The sequence below is a fragment of the Paenarthrobacter sp. TE3676 genome, from assembly GCF_056279165.1.
On the sequence record NZ_JBWBQU010000003.1, the window covers coordinates 89039 to 113812 of the forward strand.

The 24774-nt window shown below is 63.1% G+C and carries 24 protein-coding genes; 18 read left to right on the forward strand and 6 right to left on the reverse strand.

The window, feature by feature from the left end; all coding sequences use genetic code 11:
* The first annotated feature begins 33 nt into the window (after window positions 1-33).
* Genes ACZ881_RS07985 through ACZ881_RS08000 form a run of 4 tightly spaced genes read left to right on the forward strand, consistent with a single transcriptional unit; the run spans window position 34 to window position 3873 of the window.
* Window positions 34-987 carry a carbohydrate ABC transporter permease gene (locus ACZ881_RS07985; RefSeq protein ID WP_091470469.1) on the forward strand — a complete coding sequence of 318 codons (954 nt, stop codon included), beginning with the start codon at window positions 34-36 and terminating at the stop codon, window positions 985-987.
* Window positions 984-1907, forward strand: coding sequence for a carbohydrate ABC transporter permease (locus tag ACZ881_RS07990; protein ID WP_091470471.1), 924 nt, complete (start codon window positions 984-986; stop codon window positions 1905-1907). The genes ACZ881_RS07985 and ACZ881_RS07990 overlap by 4 nt, the downstream gene beginning before the upstream one ends.
* Before the next feature lie 12 nt (window positions 1908-1919).
* Window positions 1920-2561, forward strand: a complete 642-nt coding sequence (locus ACZ881_RS07995) for a Poxvirus protein I5 (protein WP_476114031.1) — start codon at window positions 1920-1922, stop codon at window positions 2559-2561.
* Window positions 2562-2598: 37 nt separating this feature from the next.
* A complete protein-coding gene (locus ACZ881_RS08000) occupies window positions 2599-3873 on the forward strand; it encodes an MFS transporter (RefSeq protein WP_476114033.1) in 1275 nt (424 codons plus the stop codon).
* 111 nt (window positions 3874-3984) lie between these two features.
* On the opposite strand, the gene ACZ881_RS08005 is transcribed toward ACZ881_RS08000, so the two are convergent.
* Window positions 3985-6042 (reverse strand): DUF6807 family protein, encoded by a 2058-nt coding sequence (locus tag ACZ881_RS08005; RefSeq protein ID WP_476114036.1) that lies wholly within the window; start codon window positions 6040-6042, stop codon window positions 3985-3987.
* Between the two features lie 267 nt (window positions 6043-6309).
* On the opposite strand from ACZ881_RS08005, the gene ACZ881_RS08010 reads away from it, so the two are divergent.
* From ACZ881_RS08010 to ACZ881_RS08025, 4 genes are all read left to right on the forward strand, one after another.
* Window positions 6310-7329 (forward strand): acetylxylan esterase, encoded by a 1020-nt coding sequence (locus ACZ881_RS08010; RefSeq protein WP_476114038.1) that lies wholly within the window; start codon window positions 6310-6312, stop codon window positions 7327-7329.
* Window positions 7330-7549: 220 nt separating this feature from the next.
* Window positions 7550-8698 carry a 3-deoxy-7-phosphoheptulonate synthase gene (locus ACZ881_RS08015; RefSeq protein ID WP_091470478.1) on the forward strand — a complete coding sequence of 383 codons (1149 nt, stop codon included), beginning with the start codon at window positions 7550-7552 and terminating at the stop codon, window positions 8696-8698.
* Window positions 8699-8862: 164 nt separating this feature from the next.
* Entirely contained in the window at window positions 8863-9075 is a 213-nt protein-coding gene (locus ACZ881_RS08020; protein WP_017199160.1) for a helix-turn-helix domain-containing protein, read from the forward strand.
* Between the two features lie 165 nt (window positions 9076-9240).
* Complete coding sequence (locus tag ACZ881_RS08025) at window positions 9241-9339, forward strand: 30S ribosomal protein bS22 (protein ID WP_003792170.1); 99 nt, start codon at window positions 9241-9243, stop codon at window positions 9337-9339.
* A 102-nt stretch (window positions 9340-9441) separates the two neighbouring features.
* Here ACZ881_RS08025 and ACZ881_RS08030 read toward each other — a convergent pair whose 3' ends face one another.
* Both ACZ881_RS08030 and ACZ881_RS08035 read right to left on the reverse strand, forming a co-directional pair.
* Entirely contained in the window at window positions 9442-10020 is a 579-nt protein-coding gene (locus tag ACZ881_RS08030; protein WP_420178921.1) for an endonuclease domain-containing protein, read from the reverse strand.
* Between the two features lie 595 nt (window positions 10021-10615).
* A complete protein-coding gene (locus tag ACZ881_RS08035) occupies window positions 10616-11476 on the reverse strand; it encodes an HAD family hydrolase (RefSeq protein ID WP_091470483.1) in 861 nt (286 codons plus the stop codon).
* 232 nt (window positions 11477-11708) lie between these two features.
* Between ACZ881_RS08035 and ACZ881_RS08040 the strand changes: the two genes are divergently transcribed.
* Together ACZ881_RS08040 and ACZ881_RS08045 are read left to right on the forward strand one after the other, a co-directional pair.
* Entirely contained in the window at window positions 11709-11963 is a 255-nt protein-coding gene (locus ACZ881_RS08040) for a glutaredoxin family protein (protein ID WP_178995157.1), read from the forward strand.
* A 75-nt stretch (window positions 11964-12038) separates the two neighbouring features.
* Window positions 12039-12746 (forward strand): redox-sensing transcriptional repressor Rex, encoded by a 708-nt coding sequence (locus ACZ881_RS08045; RefSeq protein ID WP_091470485.1) that lies wholly within the window; start codon window positions 12039-12041, stop codon window positions 12744-12746.
* A gap of 47 nt (window positions 12747-12793) precedes the next feature.
* Here ACZ881_RS08045 and ACZ881_RS08050 read toward each other — a convergent pair whose 3' ends face one another.
* Window positions 12794-13549 (reverse strand): hypothetical protein, encoded by a 756-nt coding sequence (locus tag ACZ881_RS08050; RefSeq protein WP_476114048.1) that lies wholly within the window; start codon window positions 13547-13549, stop codon window positions 12794-12796.
* Here ACZ881_RS08050 and ACZ881_RS08055 point away from each other — a divergent pair.
* Window positions 13548-13751, forward strand: coding sequence for a hypothetical protein (locus ACZ881_RS08055; protein WP_179017042.1), 204 nt, complete (start codon window positions 13548-13550; stop codon window positions 13749-13751). The two genes, ACZ881_RS08050 and ACZ881_RS08055, sit on opposite strands and share 2 nt — an antisense overlap.
* Before the next feature lie 60 nt (window positions 13752-13811).
* On the opposite strand, the gene ACZ881_RS08060 is transcribed toward ACZ881_RS08055, so the two are convergent.
* Both ACZ881_RS08060 and ACZ881_RS08065 read right to left on the reverse strand, forming a co-directional pair.
* A complete protein-coding gene (locus tag ACZ881_RS08060; RefSeq protein ID WP_166660331.1) occupies window positions 13812-14513 on the reverse strand; it encodes a hypothetical protein in 702 nt (233 codons plus the stop codon).
* 166 nt (window positions 14514-14679) lie between these two features.
* Complete coding sequence (locus tag ACZ881_RS08065) at window positions 14680-15231, reverse strand: YceI family protein (protein WP_054809213.1); 552 nt, start codon at window positions 15229-15231, stop codon at window positions 14680-14682.
* Between the two features lie 207 nt (window positions 15232-15438).
* On the opposite strand from ACZ881_RS08065, the gene ACZ881_RS08070 reads away from it, so the two are divergent.
* The 7 genes from ACZ881_RS08070 to ACZ881_RS08100 all read left to right on the forward strand — a co-directional run bounded on the left by ACZ881_RS08070 (window position 15439) and on the right by ACZ881_RS08100 (window position 24654).
* Window positions 15439-16104, forward strand: a complete 666-nt coding sequence (locus ACZ881_RS08070) for a histidine phosphatase family protein (RefSeq protein WP_429330446.1) — start codon at window positions 15439-15441, stop codon at window positions 16102-16104.
* Between the two features lie 4 nt (window positions 16105-16108).
* Complete coding sequence (locus tag ACZ881_RS08075) at window positions 16109-16714, forward strand: TlpA family protein disulfide reductase (protein ID WP_091470491.1); 606 nt, start codon at window positions 16109-16111, stop codon at window positions 16712-16714.
* 5 nt (window positions 16715-16719) lie between these two features.
* Window positions 16720-17475, forward strand: coding sequence for a cytochrome c biogenesis CcdA family protein (locus tag ACZ881_RS08080; protein ID WP_014922639.1), 756 nt, complete (start codon window positions 16720-16722; stop codon window positions 17473-17475).
* The gene (gene resB, locus ACZ881_RS08085) at window positions 17475-19178 is read left to right on the forward strand and encodes a cytochrome c biogenesis protein ResB (RefSeq protein WP_420178917.1); all 1704 of its coding nucleotides are present in this window, start codon (window positions 17475-17477) and stop codon (window positions 19176-19178) included. Before ACZ881_RS08080 ends, resB begins: the two co-directional genes overlap by 1 nt.
* Window positions 19178-20245, forward strand: a complete 1068-nt coding sequence (gene ccsB, locus ACZ881_RS08090; RefSeq protein ID WP_476114052.1) for a c-type cytochrome biogenesis protein CcsB — start codon at window positions 19178-19180, stop codon at window positions 20243-20245. The genes resB and ccsB overlap by 1 nt, the downstream gene beginning before the upstream one ends.
* Before the next feature lie 209 nt (window positions 20246-20454).
* Window positions 20455-22545, forward strand: a complete 2091-nt coding sequence (locus tag ACZ881_RS08095) for an Hsp70 family protein (RefSeq protein WP_476114054.1) — start codon at window positions 20455-20457, stop codon at window positions 22543-22545.
* 3 nt (window positions 22546-22548) lie between these two features.
* Complete coding sequence (locus ACZ881_RS08100) at window positions 22549-24654, forward strand: LuxR C-terminal-related transcriptional regulator (protein ID WP_476114056.1); 2106 nt, start codon at window positions 22549-22551, stop codon at window positions 24652-24654.
* Window positions 24655-24774 lie beyond the last annotated feature (120 nt).

The window sequence follows — 24774 nt, forward strand, 5'->3', positions numbered from 1 at the left end:
GATCCAGGCTTTCCCGACTGACGGACTGATCTCGTGACTCAAAGCCCAACCCTGAGCAGGCGCTCGTCGTCGTCCGCCTCCCCGCAGCCGCGCAAGTCGCGGCGGCGGGGCGCGGATGCCCGCGCCGGCTACACCTTCCTGTTGCCCTGGCTGCTCGGATTCATCGCCCTGACCGTAGGCCCGATGATTTCCTCGCTGTACCTGTCCTTCACCAACTACAACCTCTTCGAAGCTCCCAAGTGGATCGGCCTGGACAACTACACCACCCTCTTCCAGGACGAGCGTTTCCTGCAGTCGGTGGGCGTGACCCTGAACTACGTCATCTTCGGTACCCCGCTGAAACTCGCCGCCGCTTTGGCCATTGCCATGTTGCTCAACAGCAAGCGCAAGGGCCAGGGCTTCTACCGGTCCGCCTTCTACGCACCGTCCCTGATCGGCGCGTCCGTGTCCATCGCCATTGTCTGGAAGGCGATGTTCGGTGACGCCGGCCCCGTGGACCAGGGCTTGTCGTTCTTCGGGATCAACCTCGGTGGTTGGGTGGGCAACCCTTCCATGACCATGCCCATGATGATCCTGCTGACCGTTTGGCAGTTCGGTGCCCCCATGGTGATCTTCCTGGCCGGCCTCAAGCAGATTCCGGCGGATCTCTACGAAGCAGCGTCGATGGACGGTGCCGGCCCGGTCCGGAAGTTCATGAACATCACCTGGCCCATGCTTTCCCCGGTGATCTTCTTCAACCTGCTGATGGAAACCATCCACGCATTCCAGATCTTCGCTTCGGCCTACATCATCTCCAACGGTGAAGGCGGCCCGGCAGGTTCCACCCTCTTCTACACCCTCTACCTGTACTTGCGCGGTTTCAGCGACTTCCGGATGGGCTACGCCTCGGCAATGGCCTGGCTCCTGGTGATCGTGGTCGGCGTCATCACGCTGATCTTCTTCAAGACCTCCAAGTCCTGGGTCCACTACAGCGGTGATTCGAAATGACAACCATGGCAACACCTACCCAGCCCGCTCCCACGAAACCATCAGCGGCACCGGTGTATAACCCGAAGTCCGAGTCCACCACGGCCAAGCGCATCAAGAGCACAATCTTCCACATTGTTGCCTTGGGACTGGTGGCGATGGTCCTCTACCCGGCCATCTGGATGATCTCCGCGTCCTTCAAACCGAACTCCGAGATTGGCGGCGCCAACAACGCGTTGTGGTCGAACAACTTCAGCTTCGACAACTTCGTGACGGCCATGGAAGGAATTGGCGGCGTCTCCACCCTGACGTTCTTTACCAACTCGCTGATCCTGGCCGTCGGCGCCGTGGTGGGAACCGTCCTGTCGGCGTCCATTTCCGCCTACGCCTTCGCCCGGATCAACTTCCCCGGCCGAGGGCTGTTCTTCGGCATGATGATCGCCACCTTGCTCCTGCCGTTCCACGTGGTGATCATTCCGCAGTACATCGTGTTCCAGCAGCTTGGCCTGGTGGACACCTACGTGCCGCTGCTGATCGGCAAGTTCCTTGCCGCGGATGCGTTCTTCGTCTTCCTCATGGTCCAGTTCATGCGCGGCCTCCCGGCCGAACTCGACGAAGCAGCCCGCATCGACGGCGCAGGACACGTGAGGATCTTCGGATCGATCATGCTTCCGCTCATGAAACCGGCCCTGATCTCCACATCGATCTTCTCCTTCATCTGGAGCTGGAACGACTTCCTGGGCCCCCTGCTCTACCTCAACACCCCCGAAAAGTACCCGCTGCCCCTCGCATTGCGACTCTTCGTCGACCAGACCCAGTCCTCGGACTACGGAGCCATGATCGCCATGTCCGTTCTGGCGCTCCTGCCCGTGCTGGTCTTCTTCCTGGTCTTCCAGCGCTACATCGTCGAAGGCGTTTCGACGCAGGGCCTCAAGGGCTAAGGACAACAGAGAATGAGCGCCATGAACGCCACAGGCAAGTCTTCAGGGATCCCGGTAAACCGCTTTGCCCTCTTCGCCGAGACCATCCTGGCGGGAGTCATCGTGCTCCTCCTCTCCGTCCCCTTGGTGACGGCGCCGGCTGCCTATGCGGCCGGCGTCGCGCACCTGGAAAGGCACCTCAGCGGGAGGGACGATTCCCTCCGGAGCCTGTGGGGGAACTTCCGCCGTGCGCTTCCCGGCAGCTGGAAGATGGGAATCACGACGGCGGTAGCCGCCGTCGTGATTGTCCTTAACCTGTTGCTCGCCCTGGTGGGTCAACTGCCCGGCCGAGCGGTGATCCTGCCCGCTACGCTGATTTTGGCTGCAGCGGGCGCAGTACTCTTCCTGCGGATCGCTGCCAATTGGAGCGGTGGCGTCAACTGGAGTGGCGATGCTGACCAGCAACCCGCCGACGTTCCCGGCCCGGAGCGATGGGCGCTTGCCTACTCGCAGGCCAAGGCTGAGGGATTGCGGGACTGGACCGGTTCGCTGCTATTGCTTGCTGCAGTTTTCATGACTGTTGTCTTCGTTTGGATGCTGCAGGCTCTGTTCGTCATCGTTCCCGGGACCCTGGTCCTTTCCGCAGCTGCGATCAAAATCCGCTCCCATCGTTGAGATCCGACCCAACCCGCTGAATCGAGCAGAACCCTCCGTGTCGCCGCGCCCGTTCCCACCGCGCCCCAAATCCATTACACCGCGAGCCCGTTCCACGGAAAGCTGGCATTACCCGCTGAGGCACCACAACTACCGGATCTTCGTCACCCTCTCCCTTGTAGGGAGTGGCGGTGTCTGGATGCAGCGGCTCGCCCAGGATTGGCTGGTGCTACAGCTAACGGGCAGTCCGGCCGCAGTAGGCCTCGCCGTTGCACTGCAGTTCCTGCCCATGCTGGTGGTGGGACCCATCAGCGGCGTCCTGGTGGACCTCTTCCCCAAAGGCCGCATCCTCCTGGTCTGCCAATCCGTCGCCGCGTTACTGGCCGCCGGCCTGGCCGTGTGGAATGCGATGGGTGGCACGGATGTCTGGGTGGTCTATGCGTCCTGTATTGCCTTGGGCATCACCAGCGCCATCGATGGACCGGCCCGGCAGGTTTTCGTCAACGAAGTGGTGGGCGACCAAGGATTGCCCGCCGCCATCGGGCTGAACAGTGCAATAGGCCAGCTGGGAGCCATGGCTGGCCCTGCGCTGGCAGGCGTGGTCATTGCCCAAGCGGGTCCGGCGGCGGCCTTCGCTGCCAACGCTTTGATAGGCGTATCTGTCTTGGTCATGATCGCGTCCATCAGGCCGGGGGAGCTGCACCATTCTTTGGAAGCGCCTGGTCCCACTGCCCGGAAAGGCCAGATCCTCGCGGGTTTCCGCTTCGTTCGAGCGCGCCCACCCCTGCTGTTGACCATGCTGCTCGCGGGCTTATTGGGTGCCTTCGGCATGAACGGGCCGGTTGTTCTCGCAGCGTTCGCGGACGGAGTGTGGCATAGCGGACCGGCCGGCTTTGGGCTCTTCAACACCGTCAGCGCTCTGGGAGCTCTTGCAGGGGCCTTGGTGGCAACACGGATTAAGCGCTTTGGGCGGAAGGGGATCGTGGCCAGTGCAGGGCTCTTCGGCCTGACGCAAGCGCTCGCTGCCTTGATGCCCACGCAGGAGTGGTTCGTGGTGATGCTCATAATCGTGGGCTTCATGACCCTGGTGTTCCTCACGAGCGCAGCCACTGCGGTACAGCTCGAGGCCGGAGCAAGCGTGCGCGGCAGGGTCCTGGCGCTGTACTTCCCGCTTCTGCTGGGTGGCCATGCCTTGGGTGGCTTGCTGGCCGGGTGGCTCACGGAGGACTTCGGCGTCCGCACGGGGCTTGTGGTTACGGGAGCGTTGGGCATGCTGTCCGCGGCCGTGATTGGCTTCCTGCTCTGGCGCCTTTCGGCCCGCCGCCGCGCCTAGCGGGCCGCCGGTAATTGCCAAACACCGTGCCTTCGAGTTGCGGGGCCCGTTCTGCAGGCTATTCATGGCAAATACCATGCAGGGCGGGCCTCACAACGCGTCAGCGAGCACTCATCTGCCTGAAACCAAGCCCTCGATCGCGGCCATATCCAGGATTCCGTCGCTGATCCACACAGTGTTGGTACGGGTGAGGGAAGCCCCTGCCGCCAGTACCAGCGCGGCATCCCATGCCAAGGCAGAACCCACCGCCGGGTAGTCGCTGCACCGGACGAACCACGGGTCCGCCGACTCCGAAGGTGCGCCAAACACCAGCGTGGCAGGGCCGCCGTCGAACTCTCCCGCCCAAGCCAGCCACGGCGCTACGGAACCGTGAACAGAAGGCTCGCCCTCGGCTGTGGAGGAGAAGACTCGCGAGGGAGCATTGACTGGAAGACGCCAGAAGAAGCCGCCATAACCGCTCCCGGCCGCGCCATGGGAGCCGGGACTGCCCAGGGAAACATCCACGACGGCGGTGAGCCGGGTCTGGATCTCGAGTCGCCAGGTGCGCGCATCCAGGAGCGTGCGGCTCAGGGAGCGCCGTTCGTTGAGGACGAGGCTGCCGTCGGATGCGAGCCAGTTGAGGTCAAGCGTGGTGGCGTCTTCTTCCCGTGCGACACTCGCTGTCTCGATCCTGCCGTGGTCCTTCAAATCTACGTACTTTCCGGCCGTCCTGCGGTAGCTGCGACCACCCCAGAAGTTGCTCCCGTTGACGTCCTGCAGTGCGAAGCCCGCACCAAGGTGCCACACATGGTCCGAGGGCAGGTGGTCCGTGACCACGATGCCGGCTGGTGTGGACACCGGGTGCACGTAAGGCCGCGGGGAGAGGCCGGGCTCGAGGTTGCTTCCGGAGCGGAGGACTGCGGTGGGAAGTGCAGCGGCGTCGGTCGGGGTGGTGCCGGGGGAGAAGAGTGCCTCGGCGCCTGCGGTGGTCGGCCGCGCCCAAGGAAGCCCCAGTTCGGAGAAGGTGGCATGGGATCGGGTGGCGCGTTCCAGGATGTCCTCGATGTTCGGGATCACCGCATGGGCTTGCTCGCCCGTTCCTACCCATTCGACGTATTCCCCGGGAATCAACGCGGGTGCCTCGGCTGTGCGGATAGCTTCCAAAACCCGCATGAACGCGCCGCTGTGATCGAGGGGGCTTAGCAGCGGCGTGCCCTCTGACAGGTGCTGGAGAAGGTTCTCCGTGAGGTCGTCCCGTCCGAAGGTGTGAGAAGTTTCGCCCGCCTCCGTGTGGACCGTTACGCGGTCTTCCGTGTAGTGGAATACCGCCGAACCTTCCGTTCCGTGGAGTGTGACGTAGGGTTCCACGGATTCGGTGGCGCAGAGGGTGAGGGCGCACGTGATGGGCAAACCGCCAATGGTGCGCAAGCGGATCACGGAGGTGTCGTCCGCTTCGATATCGTTCGCGCGGTAAAGATCCGTCTCCACAGACGCGAGGTCTTTCGCTTCCCGCGCTCCGGCGATGCGGAGCGCCGTGGCGATTGCGTGGGCCAACGGGTTGGTGGCGACGCCATCAACCACATCCACGCCGTCGAGGCTGCGTTTGCCTGCCCATCGGGAGCGCTTGTAATAGGCGCGATCCCGGACCCAACGGCCCGTAGCAGTTATCCCCTTCAGGTTGCCGATGCTTGGCAGCTCTTCCGAGGATTCCCCGCCCGCCAGCTTTTCCAATGCAGCGAGGGCGCGGGAGCCGAGGCTTTGGAAGCCGATTTGGACACTTCGGCCAGCCTGCTCCGCCGCTTCCTGGAGACGGAGGAAGTCGCCCATGGAGGCAACCGGGGGCTTCTCCAGATACAGATCCGCCTGAGACGCGAGCACGGATAGGGCTAACGGAGCATGGGTCTGAATGGGGGTTGCCACGATGATGACATTCGGACGATGCTCGCCGGCCAGCAGCTCGTCCAGGTTCGCGTGGACGGCTGTTGTCGCTGGCAGATCTCTGGGTGCCGGGGGATTGGGGTCGGCCACGGCAACAAGGTCCACCCTGCCCTGGTCGCTGAGCCGTTCGAGGTTCCGCAAATGGTGCGTACCGAAACCGTGAACTCCCACGAGGGCGATCCTGGCAGGGGTGGTCCCGGTGGCAGCGCGAGTCCCGAAGGTTGTTGGACTACTGGTGGACTGGGTGTCCATGGCTCTCCTCGGCTGGCGGCAACGATGGCGCCTGACGCCGTCGCCTGGGTCTTCACAAAAGTGTGGGGCGGGATTAGGCTACACCTCAGCAAGCGCTTTCCCGCGATTGGCTATGTTCAGTTTAGCTCGATGACCCTCAAAATGTAACGATTCAAGCAGCTGCAAGTTGTTGGATTTCAGATGACGTAGGATGTCCTCTAGTGGACGCAATAGCCCGCCCCCCAGCCTGAATCTGCCCAGTCAGACCCACCTGAACCGGAATGGACCATGCCCCTCTTTGACCTTCCCCTAGATCAGCTCCGCACCTACACCTCCACAGCAACTGCACCAGGCGACTTCGAGGAGTTCTGGGACCGCACCATCGCAGATGCCCGCGCACTCCCGCTCGATGCGGTATTTGAGCCGGTGGACAACTACCTCAGTGTGATCAACACTTTCGATGTCACTTTCTCCGGCTTCGGGGGAGACCGCATCAAGGGCTGGCTACACGTACCCGCGCAGCTTGAGCCAGGGGAGCAGCTTCCCGTGGTTGTGGAGTACATCGGCTACTCCGGTGGCAGGGGCCTGGTCAACCAGAACACCCGGTGGGCGCAGGCAGGTTACGTGCACTTCATCATGGACACGCGCGGACAAGGCTACGGTGGCGTTGCCGGCGACACTCCGGATCCGCACCCGTCCGCCGGTGGCATCAACTACGCCGGACTCATGACCCGGGGTGCCGATCACCAGGACAACTACTACTTCCGGCGGGTCTACGTGGACGCCTTCCGCGCGGTAGAAGCGGCACAGAACCATCCCGCCGTCGACCCTTCCAAGGTGGTGCTGACCGGCGTCAGCCAGGGTGGCGGCATCACTGTTGCTGCTGCCGGGCTGACGGCCGGAAGGCTCGACGGCGTTATCGCCGCGCTGCCCGACGTCCCGTTCCTGCAGGACTTCCCCCGCGCGATCGACATCACTCCCCGTGGCCCGTACCCCGAGATCGCGGGATTTTTGGGGCGGCACCGCGAAAAGTATGAGCCCATGCTGGCCGTGCTGAACTACTTCGACGGTGTCCACCTGGGCCGCGCGGCCACGGTCCCGGCGCTGTTCTCCGCTGCGCAGATGGACGATATCTGCCCTCCGTCAACGGTGTTCGCCAGCTTCAACAGCTACGGCTCCGGCTCACGAGGACACGGCGGTGCGCCTGAGAAGGACATTGAGGTCTACCGTTTCAACAACCACGAGGGCGGGCAGGAGCACCACTGGATCAAGCAGTTGCAGTTCCTGCGCAAACTGTTGTCATCTTGATGGGCGCGATTTGCCTGCTGTGAAGAGCCGCGGTTATGGTGTGGCTATGACTAAGCGTTGGTATGCGTATTTTTCGTTGGCTCTGGAGGGGCCCGTGTCTAACTGACACGCATCCAACTTTCCTTCAGAGCCAACAGGGCAGAGATTATTCTCTGCCCTTCGCCATATCCGGCGGGTTCTGAAAAGGGGCCCGCTCCGCATCCCGGAACAGGACCCAGAAATGACCAGCATCGCCGCAGAACCCACCGCATCGCTCGACTCCGCTGAATCCGGAGCCGCTGCTCAGCCCGCTACTTCGAATCTGCGGGTTGCCCGATTCGAGCCGCTTCCCGCCCCGCAGGACCTCATCGCCGAGTTGCCGCTCGACGGCCGCTCGGCTGCCGTCGTCGACCGTGGCCGCGACCAGGTCCGCGCCATCATGGACGGCGTGGACGATCGCCTCCTGGTGATCGTTGGCCCGTGCTCCATCCACGATCCCAAGGCTGGTCTCGAATACGCCCGCCGGTTGGTCAGCCAGGCCGAGAAGCACAAAGAAGACCTGCTGATCGTCATGCGGACCTACTTCGAAAAGCCGCGCACCACTGTGGGCTGGAAGGGTCTCATCAACGATCCCCACCTGGACGGCAGCCACGACATCGCCGCCGGCCTGCGCGCAGCCCGCGGATTCCTAAAGCAGGTCACCGCATTGGGTTTGCCCACGGCCACCGAATTCCTGGAGCCCATCAGCCCGCAGTACATGGCTGACCTCGTCTCCTGGGGCGCGATCGGCGCCCGCACCACGGAGAGCCAGATCCATCGCCAGCTCGCATCCGGGCTGTCCATGCCCATCGGCTTCAAGAATGGAACCGACGGCGATCTCCAGGTGGCCATCGACGCTTGCGGTGCCTCCGCCGCTGAGCAGGCCTTCCTGGGAATCGACGACGACGGCCGCGCGGCTCTCGTTGCAACGTCCGGAAACCCTGACACACACGTGATCCTCCGCGGCGGACGCAAGGGTCCCAACTACTCCGCTGCCGATGTGGCAGCTGCGTCATCCAAGCTTGCAGCGAAGGGGCTGAACCCGCGCTTGATCGTGGATGCCAGCCACGCCAACAGTGGCAAGAGCCATCACCGGCAGGCCGAGGTTGCACTGGAAATCGGGGCGCAGCTCGAAGCGGGGGAGACCTCGCCGATTGCCGGCGTCATGCTGGAGAGTTTCCTTGTAGGAGGCGCGCAGAACCTGGATGTGGCCAAGCAGCTCGCGGGGGAGCAGGAGCTTGTTTACGGCCAGAGCGTCACGGATGCCTGCATGGAATGGGATGTCACGGCCTCTGTGTTGGAGCAGCTCGCAGCGTCGGCACGGAAGCGTCGTGCGGTGGTTGCGGCGTAGATCCGGAAGCCCGAGCGTGGGGTTGTCCCCAAGTTACTGGAGGCTCTTTCACATTGGCACCATCAGCCTCTAGAGTATCTAGCACATGGTTGTTTGATGGCTCAGCATCGGCACACCGTTCCACTGGGGGTGTCCTACTGTCTGAGAGCAAAGGAATATGGGAAATGTCCGCGGAGACTAACTTCTCGAATGCGCGTTTCATGACGGTGGCCGAGGTGGCCGATGTCCTGCGTGTTTCCAAAATGACCGTGTATCGCTTGGTCCACTCAGGGGAAATGCCCGCCGTAAGGTTCGGCCGTTCCTTCCGGGTTCCTGAAGAGGCCGTCGCCCAGTACCTCAAAGGTGCCGTGGTGGACGGGCAATCCGAGACCGCCTGAGGGTTTCATGAGTCCGTCCCGCGGACCGTGGTCATGGGGTGCCCCTTTGAAGCGGTACTCTGTTAAGGAACGTTTTACGTCAATGTAAGAATCTGTCAGTTGTACTTGTCTGCTTCCGCGGATCTGTTCCAACAGACAGGAACTTCTAGTTTGTAAGGAACTTTCGTGGGTTCAGTTATTAAGAAGCGCCGCAAGCGTATGGCCAAGAAGAAGCACCGCAAGCTGCTTCGTAAGACTCGCCACCAGCGCCGCAATAAGAAGTAGAGATACTTCATCAAGCGTGAATGCCCGTTGCCTCTCGAGGTGGCGGGCATTTTTGCATCCCAACGCTCTCTCACGTCCCTCGGGTTTGGTGGGGATGCTCTCTCATGTCCCTCGGGAAAAGCCCGCACTGACCGCGGGATCCTGCCATGCTGATCGCAGAGCGCTTTTGATCTTCTGCGTGGCTGCCGAAAAGTTGTCTGCCAAGTCGTTCTTGCCAAATTTGAGGACCGTCCAGCCTGCTGCTTCGAATGCTTTGTCGCGCCGCCGATCGCTGAATATTTGTTCCCGCTCGTGGTGATGACCGCCGTCGTACTGGAGGGCTACTCGCCGAGCACGAAAGCCCAGGTCCGCGGACGGGGAGAACGGATCATTCTGTCGGAGCTGCACCTGCAGTTCCGGTTCGGGAATTCCCGCGTCCAACATCGCCAAGCGGAGCAGCGACTCGGGTGCGGAATCGGCGCCCACCCGCATGAGGTCGAGTGCTTCTCTCGCCCGAACAACGCCCTGCAGATTCTTGTGTCTGCCCACCAAATCGCGAAGTGCCTCAAGCGTGGTGAAAGCAGTCTCGCGTTCTTCGAACTCCGGCCTGGGAGTGCGAATGAGCTGGTCGCCCATGCAGACGAGGTCGGGAAGCGGCAGGCGTCGTGCGAGATCCAACCAGGTCCGCGACCGAGTGCTCATCCAGATGCCTTGTACGTACTCGATCTCATCCGCGGAGGCTACTACCGTATGTCCGATCACTCCCTTACGCCGCACTGAGGGGAGATGCCTGGGCTTACTGAGGTGCAATTCGTTGGAATCTGACAACCAAGGTGGGAGAAATGTGCCATGAATCCGGGCAGCGGTTACATGGGAAATCCATGCCCCGGGAGTTGCAGCTGACAGCGATCTTGCAGCCGCCGACAGCTCGAAATCCCAATCGGAAGGCCGATAAACGCCACGGCTGACCCCGTCGATTTTGGCGCGATTCCATAAGCGCGACCGTTTTAGGCCTGCAGCCTCGGCCTCGTCGAGGGTGAAGGGTGCTGCGGTCAGTCGGGGAGGAAGTGGTGCGGCATTCTGCATACCGGCATTCTTGCCCAGAAACCCTTGAGCCGTCGGAAGTTATCCACAGGCTGATCGAGGTCCACGCAGGATGTGAGAGAGCGTTGGGTTTATGCGCGAGGGATGTGAGAGAGCGTTGGGTTTATGCGCGAGGGATGTGAGAGAGCGTTGGGTTTATGCGCGAGGGATGTGAGAGAGCGTTGGGTTTAAGCGCGAGGGATGTGAGAGAGCGTCAGATGCGGGGACCACGGAACTTTGAGAACCCGCGCCACAGCCCATACACAGCTCCGCCGACGGTCGCGGCTTTGAGGCCGAGCGTGGCCGCGCGGCGTCCGGAGCGGAAATCGTAAACGGGCCAATTGTTCTCACGAGCGTGCCGCCGAAGCTTCGCATCGGGGTTGATCACCACGGGGTGACCCACCATGGTGAGCAAAGGAATGTCGTTGGCGGAGTCGCTGTAGGCCCAGCAATGGTCCAGATCCAATCCCTCGCGATCGGCAACGAGTTGGACCGCGATCGCCTTGGCAGGTCCGTGGAGGATGTCCCCCACGAGCTTCCCCGTGTACACACCTTCGTCGACCTCACCCACTGTGCCCAAGGCGCCGGTTAGGCCGAGCCGGGTGGAAATGACAGTGGCCACCTCAATAGGCGTAGCCGTCACGAGCCACACCTTCCGGCCGACCCGAAGGTGCTGTTCTGCCAGCGCCTTGGTTCCCGGCCAGATCCGTGACTCGATCATTTCGTCATAGACCTCTTCGCCCAAGGCCTTGATGTCATCAACAGTGATGCCGGCAGCAAGGGTCAGCGCGGAGTCGCGTACAGAGTGGACGTCTTCCATGTTTTCGCCGCGCATGACGAACTTGAACTGCTTCCAAGCGAACCCGGCGGCCTGGGAAAGTGTGAACGCTTTGCGTTCGTACATTTTGCGCGCCACGTGGAAGAGGCTTGCGCCCTTCATCAACGTATTGTCGACGTCGAAGAAGGCGGCTTCGCCAGCGTGCTTCCGCACGAGATCCTGTTTTGCCGCGTCCCGCTGCGCGGTGTTTTGCACCAAGGCATCTGCGACCACGGCGGCGTTCTTCTCCTCGGGCATGCCTTGAGTCTAGTCAATCGCCGGGAACTGCGTTGAGGGCGCACGGGCGGACTCGCCGAAGGGGTTGGGGTGTGAGTGAGGGTTGGTGGGAAGGGGTTGGGGTGTGAGTGAGGGTTGGTGGGAAGGGGGTGGGGTGTGAGTGAGGGTTGGTGGGAAGGGGGTGGGGTGTGAGTGAGGGTTGGTGGGAAGGGGTTGGGGTGTGAGTGAGCGTTGGGGCGGCTACCTTTGAGACATGGCTATTCCCGACGTCGTCCTTCTGACCAAAGCTGACTGCCACCTCTGCACGGAAGCGCGTGCCGCCGTCGAGCGCGTCACGAAAAGCCTTGGCGTGCAGTGGACCGAGCAGAAGATCGACGCCGACCCCCAACTCCAGGAGCGCTTCGCAGAGGAAATTCCTGTGGTGCTGGTTGACGGCATCCAGCGGGATTTTTGGAAGATCGATGAGGAACGGCTCACCCGCACACTGAAGAAAGTCCTGGAAGGCTGAGGTGGGGTTACCCGCAGGTAATGGCTTTTGTTGAGTCCCGCCGAGGGTCATAGAGTGGAACAACAAAGCGACGCAATGGAGAATACCGTGACTGCGCTGGAACCGTCCCCGGACGCAACAACCGGGGAAAACGAACCTGCCACCAAGCAGATCCCGCCCGCGGCTGTGGCCCGGATGACTCTCTATTTGCGCGCGCTCAACTCTCTCTTGGCCGAGGGTGTGGAACGCGTTTCCTCGGAAGCGTTGGCGGAGGCATCAGGCGTCAGTTCATCCACGCTCCGCAAAGACCTCTCCTACGTCGGCTCGTACGGGACCCGGGGCGTTGGCTATGAAGTCCAGTACTTGAGCCGGCACATAGCCGCCGCACTCGGCCTGACCCACGACTGGAAGGTCGCGATTGTGGGTGCCGGTAACCTCGGCAAAGCCCTTGCACGGTATGGCGGCTTCGAGTCCCGGGGGTTCGACGTTGTGGCCATCTTTGACGCGGACCCCATGGTGATCGGCAACGAGGTGGGCTGGCTGCGGGTGAGTGATTCGGCCGAGCTGGAGCGCGTCCTGGAACGGACCCACACCAACATGGTGGTGCTGGCGTTGCCTGCGACCGTGGCCCAGGCTGTCTGCGACCGCGTCATTGCTGCCGGAATCCGGAGCATCCTGAGCTTCGCCCCGGTGCTCCTGCAGGTCCCCCCGCACGTCAACCTCCGCAAGGTGGATATGGCAACCGAACTCCAGATCTTGGCCTACCACGCACAACGGGCGCAGACACCGGGTCAGGCTGTTTAGCCTTTTCCGGGTCCGCGCCCGCGTTTAATGCTTGGAAACGTGAGGGTTTAGCGACCGTAGGGGTTCTGGTACGGGTTTCCGAAAGGCTGGGCCTTACGGAAGTACGGAGCCGACGCCGGCAGGTACAGCATGACGATCGCTGCAACGCCCAGCAGGATCACGATGAGCTGCATGATGCCGTAGGTTGCGCCGAACTGGAACAGACCGGTGAGGCCCAGAACAGAGATGGCAGCGAACACGGTGCCCAGGATCCGTGCCCAGTTCTTGCCCTTCCGGACGGGGAAGGCGACCAGCGCGTAAAGTCCCAATGAGAAGATGGCACCGACAATGGCGCCCACTGCGATAGCACCGCGCATCCCCTCAATGGATTCCGCGGGGAACTCAGTGCCCTGCTGTGCAGCCTGCTGGTTCATCACGTTGATGAAGGAATCGGCTCCGGTGGTGGCCAGGAGCAGTGAGCTGATGGCAGACAGGATGCCTGCTGCAATGATCATCCAGAACGCGTAGTTCACCATTGGAGGGATAGTCGTAGGACCGGGCTGCTGGCTCGGCCAGTTGTTGCCCTGGCCATACTGCGGAGCTCCGGGAGCCTGGCCATACGGGGAAGTCTGCTGCCCGTACTGGGGTGCGGCGGGGGACTGCTGCCCGTACTGGGGTGCGGCGGGGGACTGCTGCCCGTACTGCGGTGCGGCGGGCTGACCGTACTGGGGTGCCGGAGGCTGCGGCGCGGAAGGCTGGGCGCCGTGCTGCTCGGGCTTGTTGTCGTCGCCCGGATTTGAGGGCGGGTACGGAGGGTTGCTCATGGCATTCCTTTGCTTGTTCGACTGCTGGTGCGGCCGCCGGGATCAGCAAAATGACCCTGCCCCCAGCGTGGTTCTGGTACCACCGTACCTCCAGCGTCCGACACTGCAGATGATCACACGCAGGTATTTCAAGCTCACTGGAAAAATCATCATCTCGGCTTACGCCTTCATGATGAAGGCCGCGGGATCCGAAAGGATCTGACCGCGGCCTTCAGTCTCGCTCTACCGCCGATATCGCACGACGACGGCAGTTGAGTCAGTGCTAAGCGTGGCCCTTCACAGTCTTGAACCAGAGCTGCGCATTGGGCAGCCACATCAAGACAACGGCGACTGCGCTCACCAGGAAACCGAACCAGTTGCCGCCCAGGCCCATCCCGGAGCCGCCACCATTTACCGCTCCGAAAATGGCCAGTAGCAAGGAAACGCCGGCCAGGATGGTCAAGGCGAGGCGTGCCCACTCTTTGCCTTCCTTCATTTTCATGGCCAGGATCACTTGGGCGGCGGCGACCGCCAAAGTGAGCAGGAGGAGGATCATGGCGATGGCGGCGAATGCCGGAGCGAACGCGAAGGCAGCGATTACGGCAAAGAAAGCGATGAGGCCAAACAGCAGGCCCAGGAGTCCGGAGATCACCCAAATGAAGTAGGAAACTTTCAGCTCCGTCGGCAGGCCCTGGGTTTTGAACATTCCCGAGAAGCCGCCTTGAGGCATGACGTCGTTGAAGCTACGCGGTCCGTCAGTGGGCATTTCGAAGTGGAAACCGGACTGTCCGGGGGCGGGCTGGCCTGGTCCGGGCTGTGAGTATTGCCCCGGTTGCGACGGCGGCTGGTAGCCCTGCGGGGGTTGGTAACCCTGGGGCGGTTGGTAGCCCTGCGGAGGCTGGTGACCCGCAGGAGGAACATTGCCGGGCTGCGGAGGCTGGGAGCCGGGCTGCTGTGGCTGTGGTGTTTCGTCTGGGGTACTCATGGCATCACTTTAGACCGCAGGTTGAAGGATGCATAGGAAATTCGGAGCCAACGCGCAGCTAAATACAGGCTGTTTGCCGAACAATTGCGGGGTGACTTCCCTTTACGCGAAACGGCGCCCCTCACAGCGTGAACTGTGCAGGGCGCCGTTTGCTGAGGCGTGCGGGCTACGCGGCAGCCGGTGCGATGAAGGCGAGCTCGAGGTTGATGACTACCTTGTCGCTGACCAGGACGCCGCCGGCTTCGAGGACGGCGTTCCACGTGAGGCCGAAGTCCTTGCGGCTGATGGTGGTTTCGCCGGAAACGCCGGCGCGGGTGTTGCCGAACGGATCCACGGCCACACCGTTGAATTCGGTCTCGATGGAAACTTCCTTGGTCACGCCCTTGATTGTGAGATCGCCCACGAGGTCAAAGCTGTTGCCGTTGGCCTTGACGTGGCGCGACACGAAGGTGATTTCCGGGAACTTCTCCACATCGAAGAAGTCTTCGCCCTTGACGTGGCCGTCGCGGTTGACGTCTCCGGAGTCGAAACTGGCGGTCTGGATGGTGGCGGTGACCTTGGAATCGGTCAGCGTTTCGCCAACTTCCAGGGTGGCAGCAGCATCCTTGAACTGGCCGCGGACCTTGCTGATGCCTGCGTGGCGGACGGTGAAGCCGATCTCGCTGTGGGAGGCGTCGAGGGCCCAGGTGCCGGTGGTAACGGAAGCGGGGAGAGTCATCATGGTGTTGCTCCTATATCGAGTGGTAGGTACTGCTTGCTTGCCTGGTCGAGCTCATTGCTTGAAGCGTCAACCGAGCTTCGTATCCAGTATAAACATGCATATGCATCTTTTATTCCAACTCCGTGGAACATTTCGGGAAAACTTTGAGTTCTACTAGCGGTAGAAGATTTCGGATCGCCCCGCTTCTTTGAGAAACTGGTAAACATGCCCCAAGCAACTGTCCATCTGCTTCGCCATGGCGAGGTCCACAATCCCGACGCCGTCCTCTATGGCCGACTGCCGGAATTCCACCTCTCCGAACGTGGCCGGGAGATGGCTCGGATGCTGGCGGACCACTTCACGGCCCGCGTCAACCAGGGCGCCAAGATTGTTCATTTGGTAGCCTCGCCGCTCACGCGCGCCCAGGAAACGGCCATGCCCACGGCCGAGGCACTGAACCTGGAGATCACCACCGAGCCGCGCATTATCGAAGCAGAGAACCACTTCGAGGGACTCCACCCCACCAAGAGCGAGTTCCTGAAGCCCAAGCACTGGATCTACTTCCGGAATCCGTTGCGCCCTTCATGGGGTGAGCCCTACAAGGAGCAGGCAGCCCGCGTGCTGGCCGCGGTTGAAGACGCACGTGTGAAGGCCATCGAACTTGGCGGCGACGGCGCCGAAGCCATTCTGGTCAGCCACCAACTTCCCATTTGGTCCACCCGGTTGACTGCCGAGGGCCGCCGCCTGGCACATGACCCCCGTAAGCGCGAATGCACCCTCACGTCGTTGACGTCCCTAACACTCGACGACGACGGCAAGATCATGCGCGTTGAGTACACCGAGCCCGCAGCCGTCCTGCTTCCCGGCGCGGCGAGCACCCCGGGAGCGTAGAAGCATGGACAACAATCTTTCGCGCCGCGGCGTGCTGACCGCCGGTGGTGTCCTCCTGGCAGGACTGACCATGGGCCTGTCCGCGTGTGCCCAGGAAGACTCCCTTGCCAAGCAAGCCAAGGCAGGCGACAACAAGAACTACGTGGCAGGTGATGGTTCGGTGACGGAGTTCGCCAAGGCGGACCGCGCCGCACCCGTCGCGCTCAAAGGCACCCTCTTTAACGGACAGACGGTAAAGCCGGAGGATCTGCTGGGCAAAGTCACTGTCCTGAACTTCTGGTTTGCCGCGTGCGCTCCGTGCCGCATCGAAGCCCCCCAGCTTGAAGCCCTGCACTTGGACTTCAAAGATCAGGGCGTCCAGTTCTTCGGCGTTAACCTGCGCGACGAACAAGCCACCGCCGAGGCCTTCGACAAGACCTTCAACATCACCTACCCGAGCTTCAATGACAAGGATGGGGCAGTGCTGCTGTCCGTGTCCGGCATTGTGCCTCCGGGTGCAGTTCCCACAACGTTGGTCCTGGACAAGGAGGGCAAGGTTGCCTCACGCGTCCTCGGCGAGATCGAGAAGAGCACCCTGAAAGCCCTCATCACCTCCGCAGTGGCCGAGTAGCACCCATGAACAGTCCTTTCGCCGAGACGATCCTCAACGGATCACTGCTGCTGGCTGTGCCAGTGGCACTGCTGGCCGGGCTGGTCTCGTTCCTTTCGCCATGCGTGCTGCCGCTGGTCCCCGGGTACCTTGGCTACGTCACGGGACTGACCGGCGTCGACCTCCAAAAGCAGCGGCGCGGCCGCATGCTGGCCGGCATCGGGTTGTTCGTCCTGGGCTTTTCGGTGATTTTCGTTCTGCTGGGCGGCGCCTTCGGGCAGCTGGGTACGTTGCTGACCGGCCCCCAAAACGCCTGGATCACGCAGCTGTTGGGCATCCTGGTGATCATCATGGGTGTGGTTTTCATGGGCGGCTTCGGCTGGTTGCAGCGTGATGCCAAGATCCACGCAAAACCTCCGGCGGGCTTGTGGGGCGCGCCCTTGCTGGGACTGACGTTCGGGCTGGGCTGGGCGCCCTGCATTGGTCCGACGTACTCCGCGGTACAGTTGCTGAGCTTGTCCGGCGGTTCATCGGCGGCCAAGGGCGCCCTCCTGGCGTTCGTTTACAGCCTTGGCCTTGGCATTCCGTTTCTCCTTATTGCCTTGGCCGTGCGCCGTGGCATGGGAGTGATGTCCTTCTTCCGCAAGCACCGGCTGGCCATCCAGCGGATCGGCGGAGGCATCCTGATTTTGCTCGGCATCCTGATGGCCACCGGTGTGTGGGGAACCTGGGTGACCGAGTTGCAGTACTGGTTCCAAAACGATGTGAAGTTGCCAATCTGATGAGCGAGTCCGTGAAAGCCAAGAAGAAGTCACCAGCCGCTGAAAACACAGCGGACGGAAAACTCCAGCAGGCCAAGTCCGAGGCAGCGCTGCCCGCGCTGGGTTTCAAGGGCATGCTCCGGTGGTCCTGGACCCAGCTGACCAGCATGCGCACGGCCCTCTTCCTGCTCCTCCTGCTTGCCGTTGGCGCTGTGCCGGGTTCCCTGTTCCCGCAGCGGCCGGCCAATCCTTCAGTTGTCACGCAGTACATCAAGGACAACCCTTCCTACGGCGAGCTTCTCGACGCCCTGCAGCTCTACGACGTCTACTCGTCGGCCTGGTTCTCGGCCATCTACATCCTGCTGTTCATCTCGTTGATCGGCTGCGTCACTCCGCGTGCCATCGCCCATTACAAGGCCATGAAGTCGCAGCCGCCGCGCACCCCCAAACGCCTTTCGCGCCTGCCGGAATACGGCACTCTGGCCTTGCCCGCCGACGCCGGGATCCCGGCGTCGAAAGCCATCAACGATGCCGCCGGGCTGCTGAAGAAACGCGGCTACCGGGTGGAGGTCAGGGACGTCGACGGCGCCCTGCCGTCCTTGGGTGCCGAACGCGGCTTCCTGAAGGAAGTGGGCAACCTGGTGTTCCACACCTCCTTGATCGGGGTGCTGGTGTCCGTGGCAATTGGTGGCTTGTACGGGTACAGCGGCCAGCGGATCCTGGTGGAAGGCGATACCTTCGTCAACACCCTGGTGGGCTACGACCAATTCACGCCGGGCACCAACTTCCAGAGCAGCTCGCTCCAGCCTTACTCGATGCAACTGGACAAGTTCGAGGCCAGGTTCGACCGCGAATCGCCGGGCAAAGCCGGCCAGCCCATCGACTACACCGCCGAAGTGACCACCAAGGAAACCCCGGACTCTCCGGGCAAGAAGGAAACCCTCAAGGTCAACGACCCCGTTTCCCTCGGGAATACCAGCCTCTACCTGACCGGAAACGGCTATGCACCCCTGATCACGGTCCGGGACGGTGAGGGCAACGTCGCTTTCCAAGGTCCCGTAACTGCCAAGGTCCAGGGCGACAACTACTACTCCTCCGTGGTCATCAAGGTCCCGGACGCAAAGCCGGAACAGCTGGGCTTTGTTGGCTTCTTCCTGCCCACGGCGTTCGTCACGGAGGACGGAATTTCCTTCAGCGGCGCCCCCGAACTCATCAACCCGCAGCTGAGCCTGAACTCGTTCTACGGCGATCTCGGCCTGGACAAGGGTGTGCCTCAAAACGTGTTCGAGCTGGACGTCAAGGACCTCCAGCAGCTCAACGGCCGCGACCTCCCAGCCGGCGGTATCACCCTGAGTCCGGGTGCCACAGTCAACCTGCCCGAAGGCAAGGGCAGCATCACGTTCGATGGCGTGAAGAAGTACATCGGGGTGGACATCCACCACAACCCCGGCCAACTCTATGCGCTGATCTTCGGCTTCCTCGCAGTCGCGGGCCTGGTCATGTCGCTGTACATCAACCGCCGCCGCGTCTGGGTTCGCACCGGAACCCATGCGGACGGCCGCACCATGGTGGAGTACGGCCTGCTGGCACGCGGTGAAGACCACCGCTTGGCCGGCGAAGCCGCCGCACTCCGCGAGATCTTTGCCCGGGAATGGAACATCCCCGAGGCGCCGGACACGGCTACAACAACAGCAGGATCTTCCTCAACCTCGAAGGACCAGTAATGCCCGTCATCAACGAAACCCTGGGCCAGTACAGCGAGCTGTTCATGCTGTTGGCCGCCGGCACGTATACCGTGGCGTTCATAGCCTTTGCCTGGGACCTCGCGAAGAGCAGCAAGATGCTCCGCGCCGTGGACCTGAAGGCCGCAGCCAGCACCGCCGGCGAGAAGGTCACGGTTTCTGCAGGCCGCGTCGCGGCAGGCTTGGGAGGTCCCGACGCCGGTGGGCCGGCTGGACGTGCCGAGCGTCCGACGTCGGGCCTCACCGTTGAGGGCGGCACCGCCGCCGGCGACATGAAATATGCGGGCGAACGCCGCGCGCCTGCCCGCGTGGCCGTAGCGCTGACGGTGTTGGGTGTGCTGATCCACTGCGCCGGTGTGGTTACCCGTGCATTTGGTGCAGGCCGCGTGCCGTGGGGAAACATGTACGAGTTCCTCACCACGGGTGCTTTCGTTGCCGTAGCTGTCTTCCTGGTTGTTCTCATCCGCAGGGATCTGCGCTTCCTGGGCACGTTCGTGATCGGCCTGGCCATCATCATGCTGGTTGCTGCTTCAGCTGCTTTCTGGACCCCGGTTGGGCACCTGGTTCCGGCCCTGCAGAGCTACTGGTTGATCATTCACGTCTCCATCGCCGTGCTCTCCTCTGCATTGTTCACACTGACGTTCGCCATGTCCGTGCTGCAGTTGCTGCAGTCGTACCGCCAGAAGAACCTTGCCGCGGGCCGCGCGGACAACCTGGGCTTCATGCGCCTGGTTCCCAACGCGCTGAGCCTGGAGAATCTCTCCTACCGCATCAATGCCATCGCCTTCATCGGTTGGACGTTCACCCTCATGTTCGGGGCGATCTGGGCTGAAAAGGCCTGGGGCCGCTTCTGGGGCTGGGATCCCAAGGAAGTCTGGACCTTCGTGATCTGGGTGGTCTATGCGGGCTATCTGCACGCCCGGGCCACCCGTGGTTGGACCGGAACCCGCGCAGCGTGGTTGTCGATCGTTGGCTACGCCTGCGTCATCATCAACTTCACACTCGTGAATACAGTTTTCAACGGCCTGCATTCCTACTCCGGGCTCTAAGCCGCGGCACTGCCGCGTTCGCCGCCTGAGCAGGGGCTTCGTTCCTCTGCGGCTATGACGGTCCTGGAATATGACAAATTGGTGTAGCAACCATGACAACTTGGTGTTGCTACGAAGCCTTTTGCCCGTCCGGGGCAGGTGCTAACTTGTTCAGAACCCGCTTGTGATGCAGCCCGCTAGCGACGCGCCGTGTTCTCTTCGAGGTAACCATGAGCTATGTTCTCGCCATTGACGTCGGGACGAGTTTTACCGCAGCAGCCCTTGTCAAGCCTGGCCAAGGCCCCGCTCCAGCCCCGGAGATTCTGTCGTTGGGCTTGCACGGCAGTGCCGTGCCATCCGTCTTGTTCTATGCGGATGATGGCCGTGTCCTGGTAGGTGAAGCGGCCGAACGCCGTGGCTTGGACGACCCCCGGCGCATGGTGCGGGAATTCAAGCGCCGGATAGGTGATTCCGTTCCCTTGGCTGTCGGGGATAGTTGGCTGGCTCCTGAGGACGTGTATGCCCGAATGGCCCGTTGGGTGGTGGACAGGGCCGAAGAACGCGAGGGCAGCGCGCCGTCGTCGATCATCATGACGCACCCCGCAGCGTGGGGCCAGCACCGCACCTCACTGGTCCTTGCAGCGCTCAACGTGGCCGGTCTGCAGGACATCACCCTGATCAGCGAGCCGGAAGCGGCAGCCCTGCACTACGCGTCCCAAACCCGGGTGGAAGACGGCAGCATCGTCGCGGTGTACGACCTCGGCGGCGGCACTTTCGACACCGCCGTGCTCCGCAAAGCCGGCGCCGGCAACTTTGAACTATTGGGCCGTCCCGATGGTATTGAGACCCTTGGCGGCGCCGATTTCGACGCCGCCGTCCTGCGTCATGTGATGGGTCACCTTGGCGAGGGCGCGGCCTTGGATGCGAGCTCTCCTGAGACTTTGGCGGCCCTCTCACGGTTGCGGCGGGAATGCCGAGAGGCCAAGGAAGCACTTTCCCTGGACAGCGAAGCCAGCGTGGCCGTATCCCTACCCGGCACCCAGCTGTTCGTGCGGCTGGTCCGTTCGGAATTCGAGGCAATGATCGAGGCCCCTGTCCGGGATACGGTGGACGCCCTCCAACGCAGCCTGCGGAGCATCAACCTTGAAGCGCAGGACTTGAGCGCAGTGCTGCTCATCGGCGGATCGTCCCGGATTCCACTCGTGGCAGAGCTGATTTCCGTGGAACTGGACCGTCCGATCGCCGTCGACGCCGATCCCAAGTCATCCATCTGCCTTGGAGCCGCCGTGGCCGGCCTGCGCCGCAGCGGTTCAAGTGCAGTGGATGCCGCGTCAACGGCTTCAGCTCTGGCCTCCGCGGCTGAGGAATCAAGTGCCGCGGATAAAAGTGCGGCCGCTGCATTCGGGAGGCCGCACGTCCCGGACAGGGCTCCGGCTTTCAGCCACCTCAAAGCTGCGTCGGCCAAGCCAGGCCGCCACGCCCCGCGGCCCCGCGTCCGCATGGCCGCAGCAGCCGCTGCCGCTGCAACGGTGCTGACCATCGCGACGGCCACGGCGGCACAGAGCCCCGAAGGCACCGGACTGCTGGCGACCGTATTCGGTAACCAGGCGGCCGATGTCATGCGCGACGGCGGTGCGCAGGCGGCCGGCGCGGCCCAAGCATCCGGCGCTGGCGCTGGCTCGACCCCCGTCATCGGGGGACCCGCGGCTGGACTCGAAGCCAGCGCCAAGACCGGCGTCACGAGGGCTGGGACCAACGGACGGGCTCCGGCCCGGCAGAATGCAACGAACCCGGGTGCGGCTAACGCGGGGACAGGCAGCGCGGCCAATGGTTCGGGCAACACGGCTGGGACGGGTGCCGGCGGCACCTCCTCCGGTACAGCAGCCGGCGGGACGGGAGGCACCACCACGCCTGCTGCCCCTGGAACGGGAACTTCCACTCCGGGTACTCAGGCTCCGCGCACTCAGACTCCGCCTCCGGCTACGACGCCGCCAACCACCCCTGAACCTGATCCCACAGGGGGTGCCGCGAGCGGACCAACGCCTCCTCCGGCAACAACAACACCACCACCGGTAACGACGGACCCTACAGCTCCGCCGGTAGTGGAACCAACGACGCCGCCCGTCACCCCTACGGACCCGGGGACCCCACCGCCGCCGCCGGAACCAACGGAGCCGCAGCCCGAGCCCACGGTGGTTCAGGACCCACCGGCGTCGCCGGACCCGGTACTGCCTCAAGAGACCACCCCGCCGGCCGTCCCTGACCCCCTACCAACGGAAACCAGCCCTACTCCGGATCCAGCGCTGCTATCGGCGGTCTGACCCATGACGGGACACGACCATAAGCCCGGGCACTTTCGCCCCGGCGCAGACGATCACCCCATCAACCAAGCTATCGACACCCCGGGCGCAGATGACACCATGCGCGCAGATCTGGCGCCCATGCTGGCGGGCGGGACTGCCTCTGTCCGCGAGCTGCTTCTGGCCCTGTCCGTGGGGTTCTCCCTTCCGTCGCCCCTTCCTGACAGCCTGTGTGGCGCTGACGGCTTGGGCCACCCCGGCGGCTTGGACTCGATCATTGCCGCTGCCAAGGACACCGGCTTGCTTTTGCCGGAGGGGACTGTGGTGGGTACTGCAAGGTACGCCTTGCTGAAAGGAACTCCCACTGCCCGCATCAGGGCGCTGCAAAGGGAACTCGTGGACAAGACTCTTCACGAGGGCCGGGCCTTAGGGGATTTGGCCCGTGACCTGGCGAGGAGTGGCTTTCAGGACCCCCATGTGGTGGCTGAGCTCGAACGGTCTGCTGACGAGGCCTTGGAATCTGACCCACGTCTGGCCGCCGAGCTGTATGCGGAAGCCCTCTCGGCCGGGGGAGACGAAGTTGCCAAGGCCGCGAGACGTGCCAAGGCTACAGCGGCAACCGGTGACCTGGACACCGCCGGCAGGATCGTGGACCGCCTCCTGGCAGTGCCTGAAGCGCCCGACCTTCGGCTGGGAGTGGACGTGGCCGCGGCCGTCTGGGCCCAGCGTGGAATGCTTGCCCGGAGCGCAGATACCTACAACTGGCTGGGGGCGGACAGGATCGATGGCTCGGCTCCGCTCGCTGCGGTGGCCATGATCGGTTCGGGAAACCCGTTGGGTGCCGAGGAGCTTCTGGCAGCTGCTCCGCCGAGCGGTTCGCCCACGCTCCTGGCTGTGGCGTTGTCACTGACCCAGCAAGGGCTTCGACAAACCTTGGGACCTGCACCGGAACTGGCGCTGCCCGAGCTCATCAGGGCTTCCGACATGATGAACGCGGCAGGAACATCCATCCCGTTGCCGGAAACGCCCGGTGCCCTGGCCGCCTTATGCGCCCTCCACAGCGGGGAGCCGGCGGTGGCGGACACTGTGCTCAAGGCGGCGCTGGCTGCGGGCCAAGGCGGCGACGCAGCCCGTCCACGGCTGTTTCTGTTGCGTGCCTGGTCCTCGATGCAGCAGGACAACGCAGATGAGGCACGCCTGGCCATCAACGAGGCCGTCAAAGCCAATCACTGGTCCCTGGCGCCACGGGACGAGTTCTTGTTGTCGGCCTTGGAAGCAGGCCTTGCCCGGCGGGGCAGCGACGCACACGAGCTTGTGCTCGCCTGGGACAGGGCCCGCGAAACCATGATGCACGTATCGGTGGATCTCTACAGCCTTCTGCCATGGGGCGAACTGATGATCACGGCTGCGCGATTGCGGGAATCAAGGAGGGTTTCGCACTATCTGGAAGGCGCTTGGGATTTGCTGGCGAAGCTGGGCAATCCGTCGTTATGGTCGGTGCCGTTGCACTGGGCGGCGGTGCAGGCGGCTTTGCTGAGCGAAGACCCCGCAGGGCTTGCACCGCACGCGGCAGCACTGGTGCGGGCATCGGAGCGCAGCCATCTGGCGTCAGTGCTCGCCGCTGGCGGTAAGGCCTGGGTCTCGGTCTTGGCCAGCCGCTTTGAAGCGTCCGACGTCGAAACAGCGGCCCGCGGGTTGGCCGCCGTCGGCATGCCATGGGAGGGCGCGCGCCTGGCCGGCCATGCCGCTGCGCATGCGGATGAACGACGTGACATGGTGAAACTGCTGGCTTGCGCCAGGGACATCCACCCGCAGGGTTCGGCTCCGTCGGCCGGGGTTTCAGAGCGGCAGGTGGATGCTCGCACTGCCGTTCCTGCTCATCCCGTCATGGACAACGGGGGTGGCCCCGGAGCTCCTGACTCCTCCGGGCTCAGCGCCAGGGAGCGTGAAGTGGGTCGACTCATTCTGGAAGGCAAGACCTACCGGGAAATCGGCGAAGCCATCTACATCTCACCCCGCACGGCGGAGCACCACGTGGCACGCATGCGACGACGCCTGGGGGCCGAAAACCGTTCCGAACTCCTGGTCCGCCTGCGGTTGGCATTGGGGGAGGGGCACTCGCCTCCATAAGCGGCAACCCCCTCCATCCCCTAACGGAAAACCACACCATCCCCTAACGGTGCGGGAAGCGGTAGGGGGACCACACCCGATGCCCGGTGGCCAGCCCCGGCAATACGTTGAATGCAAGCC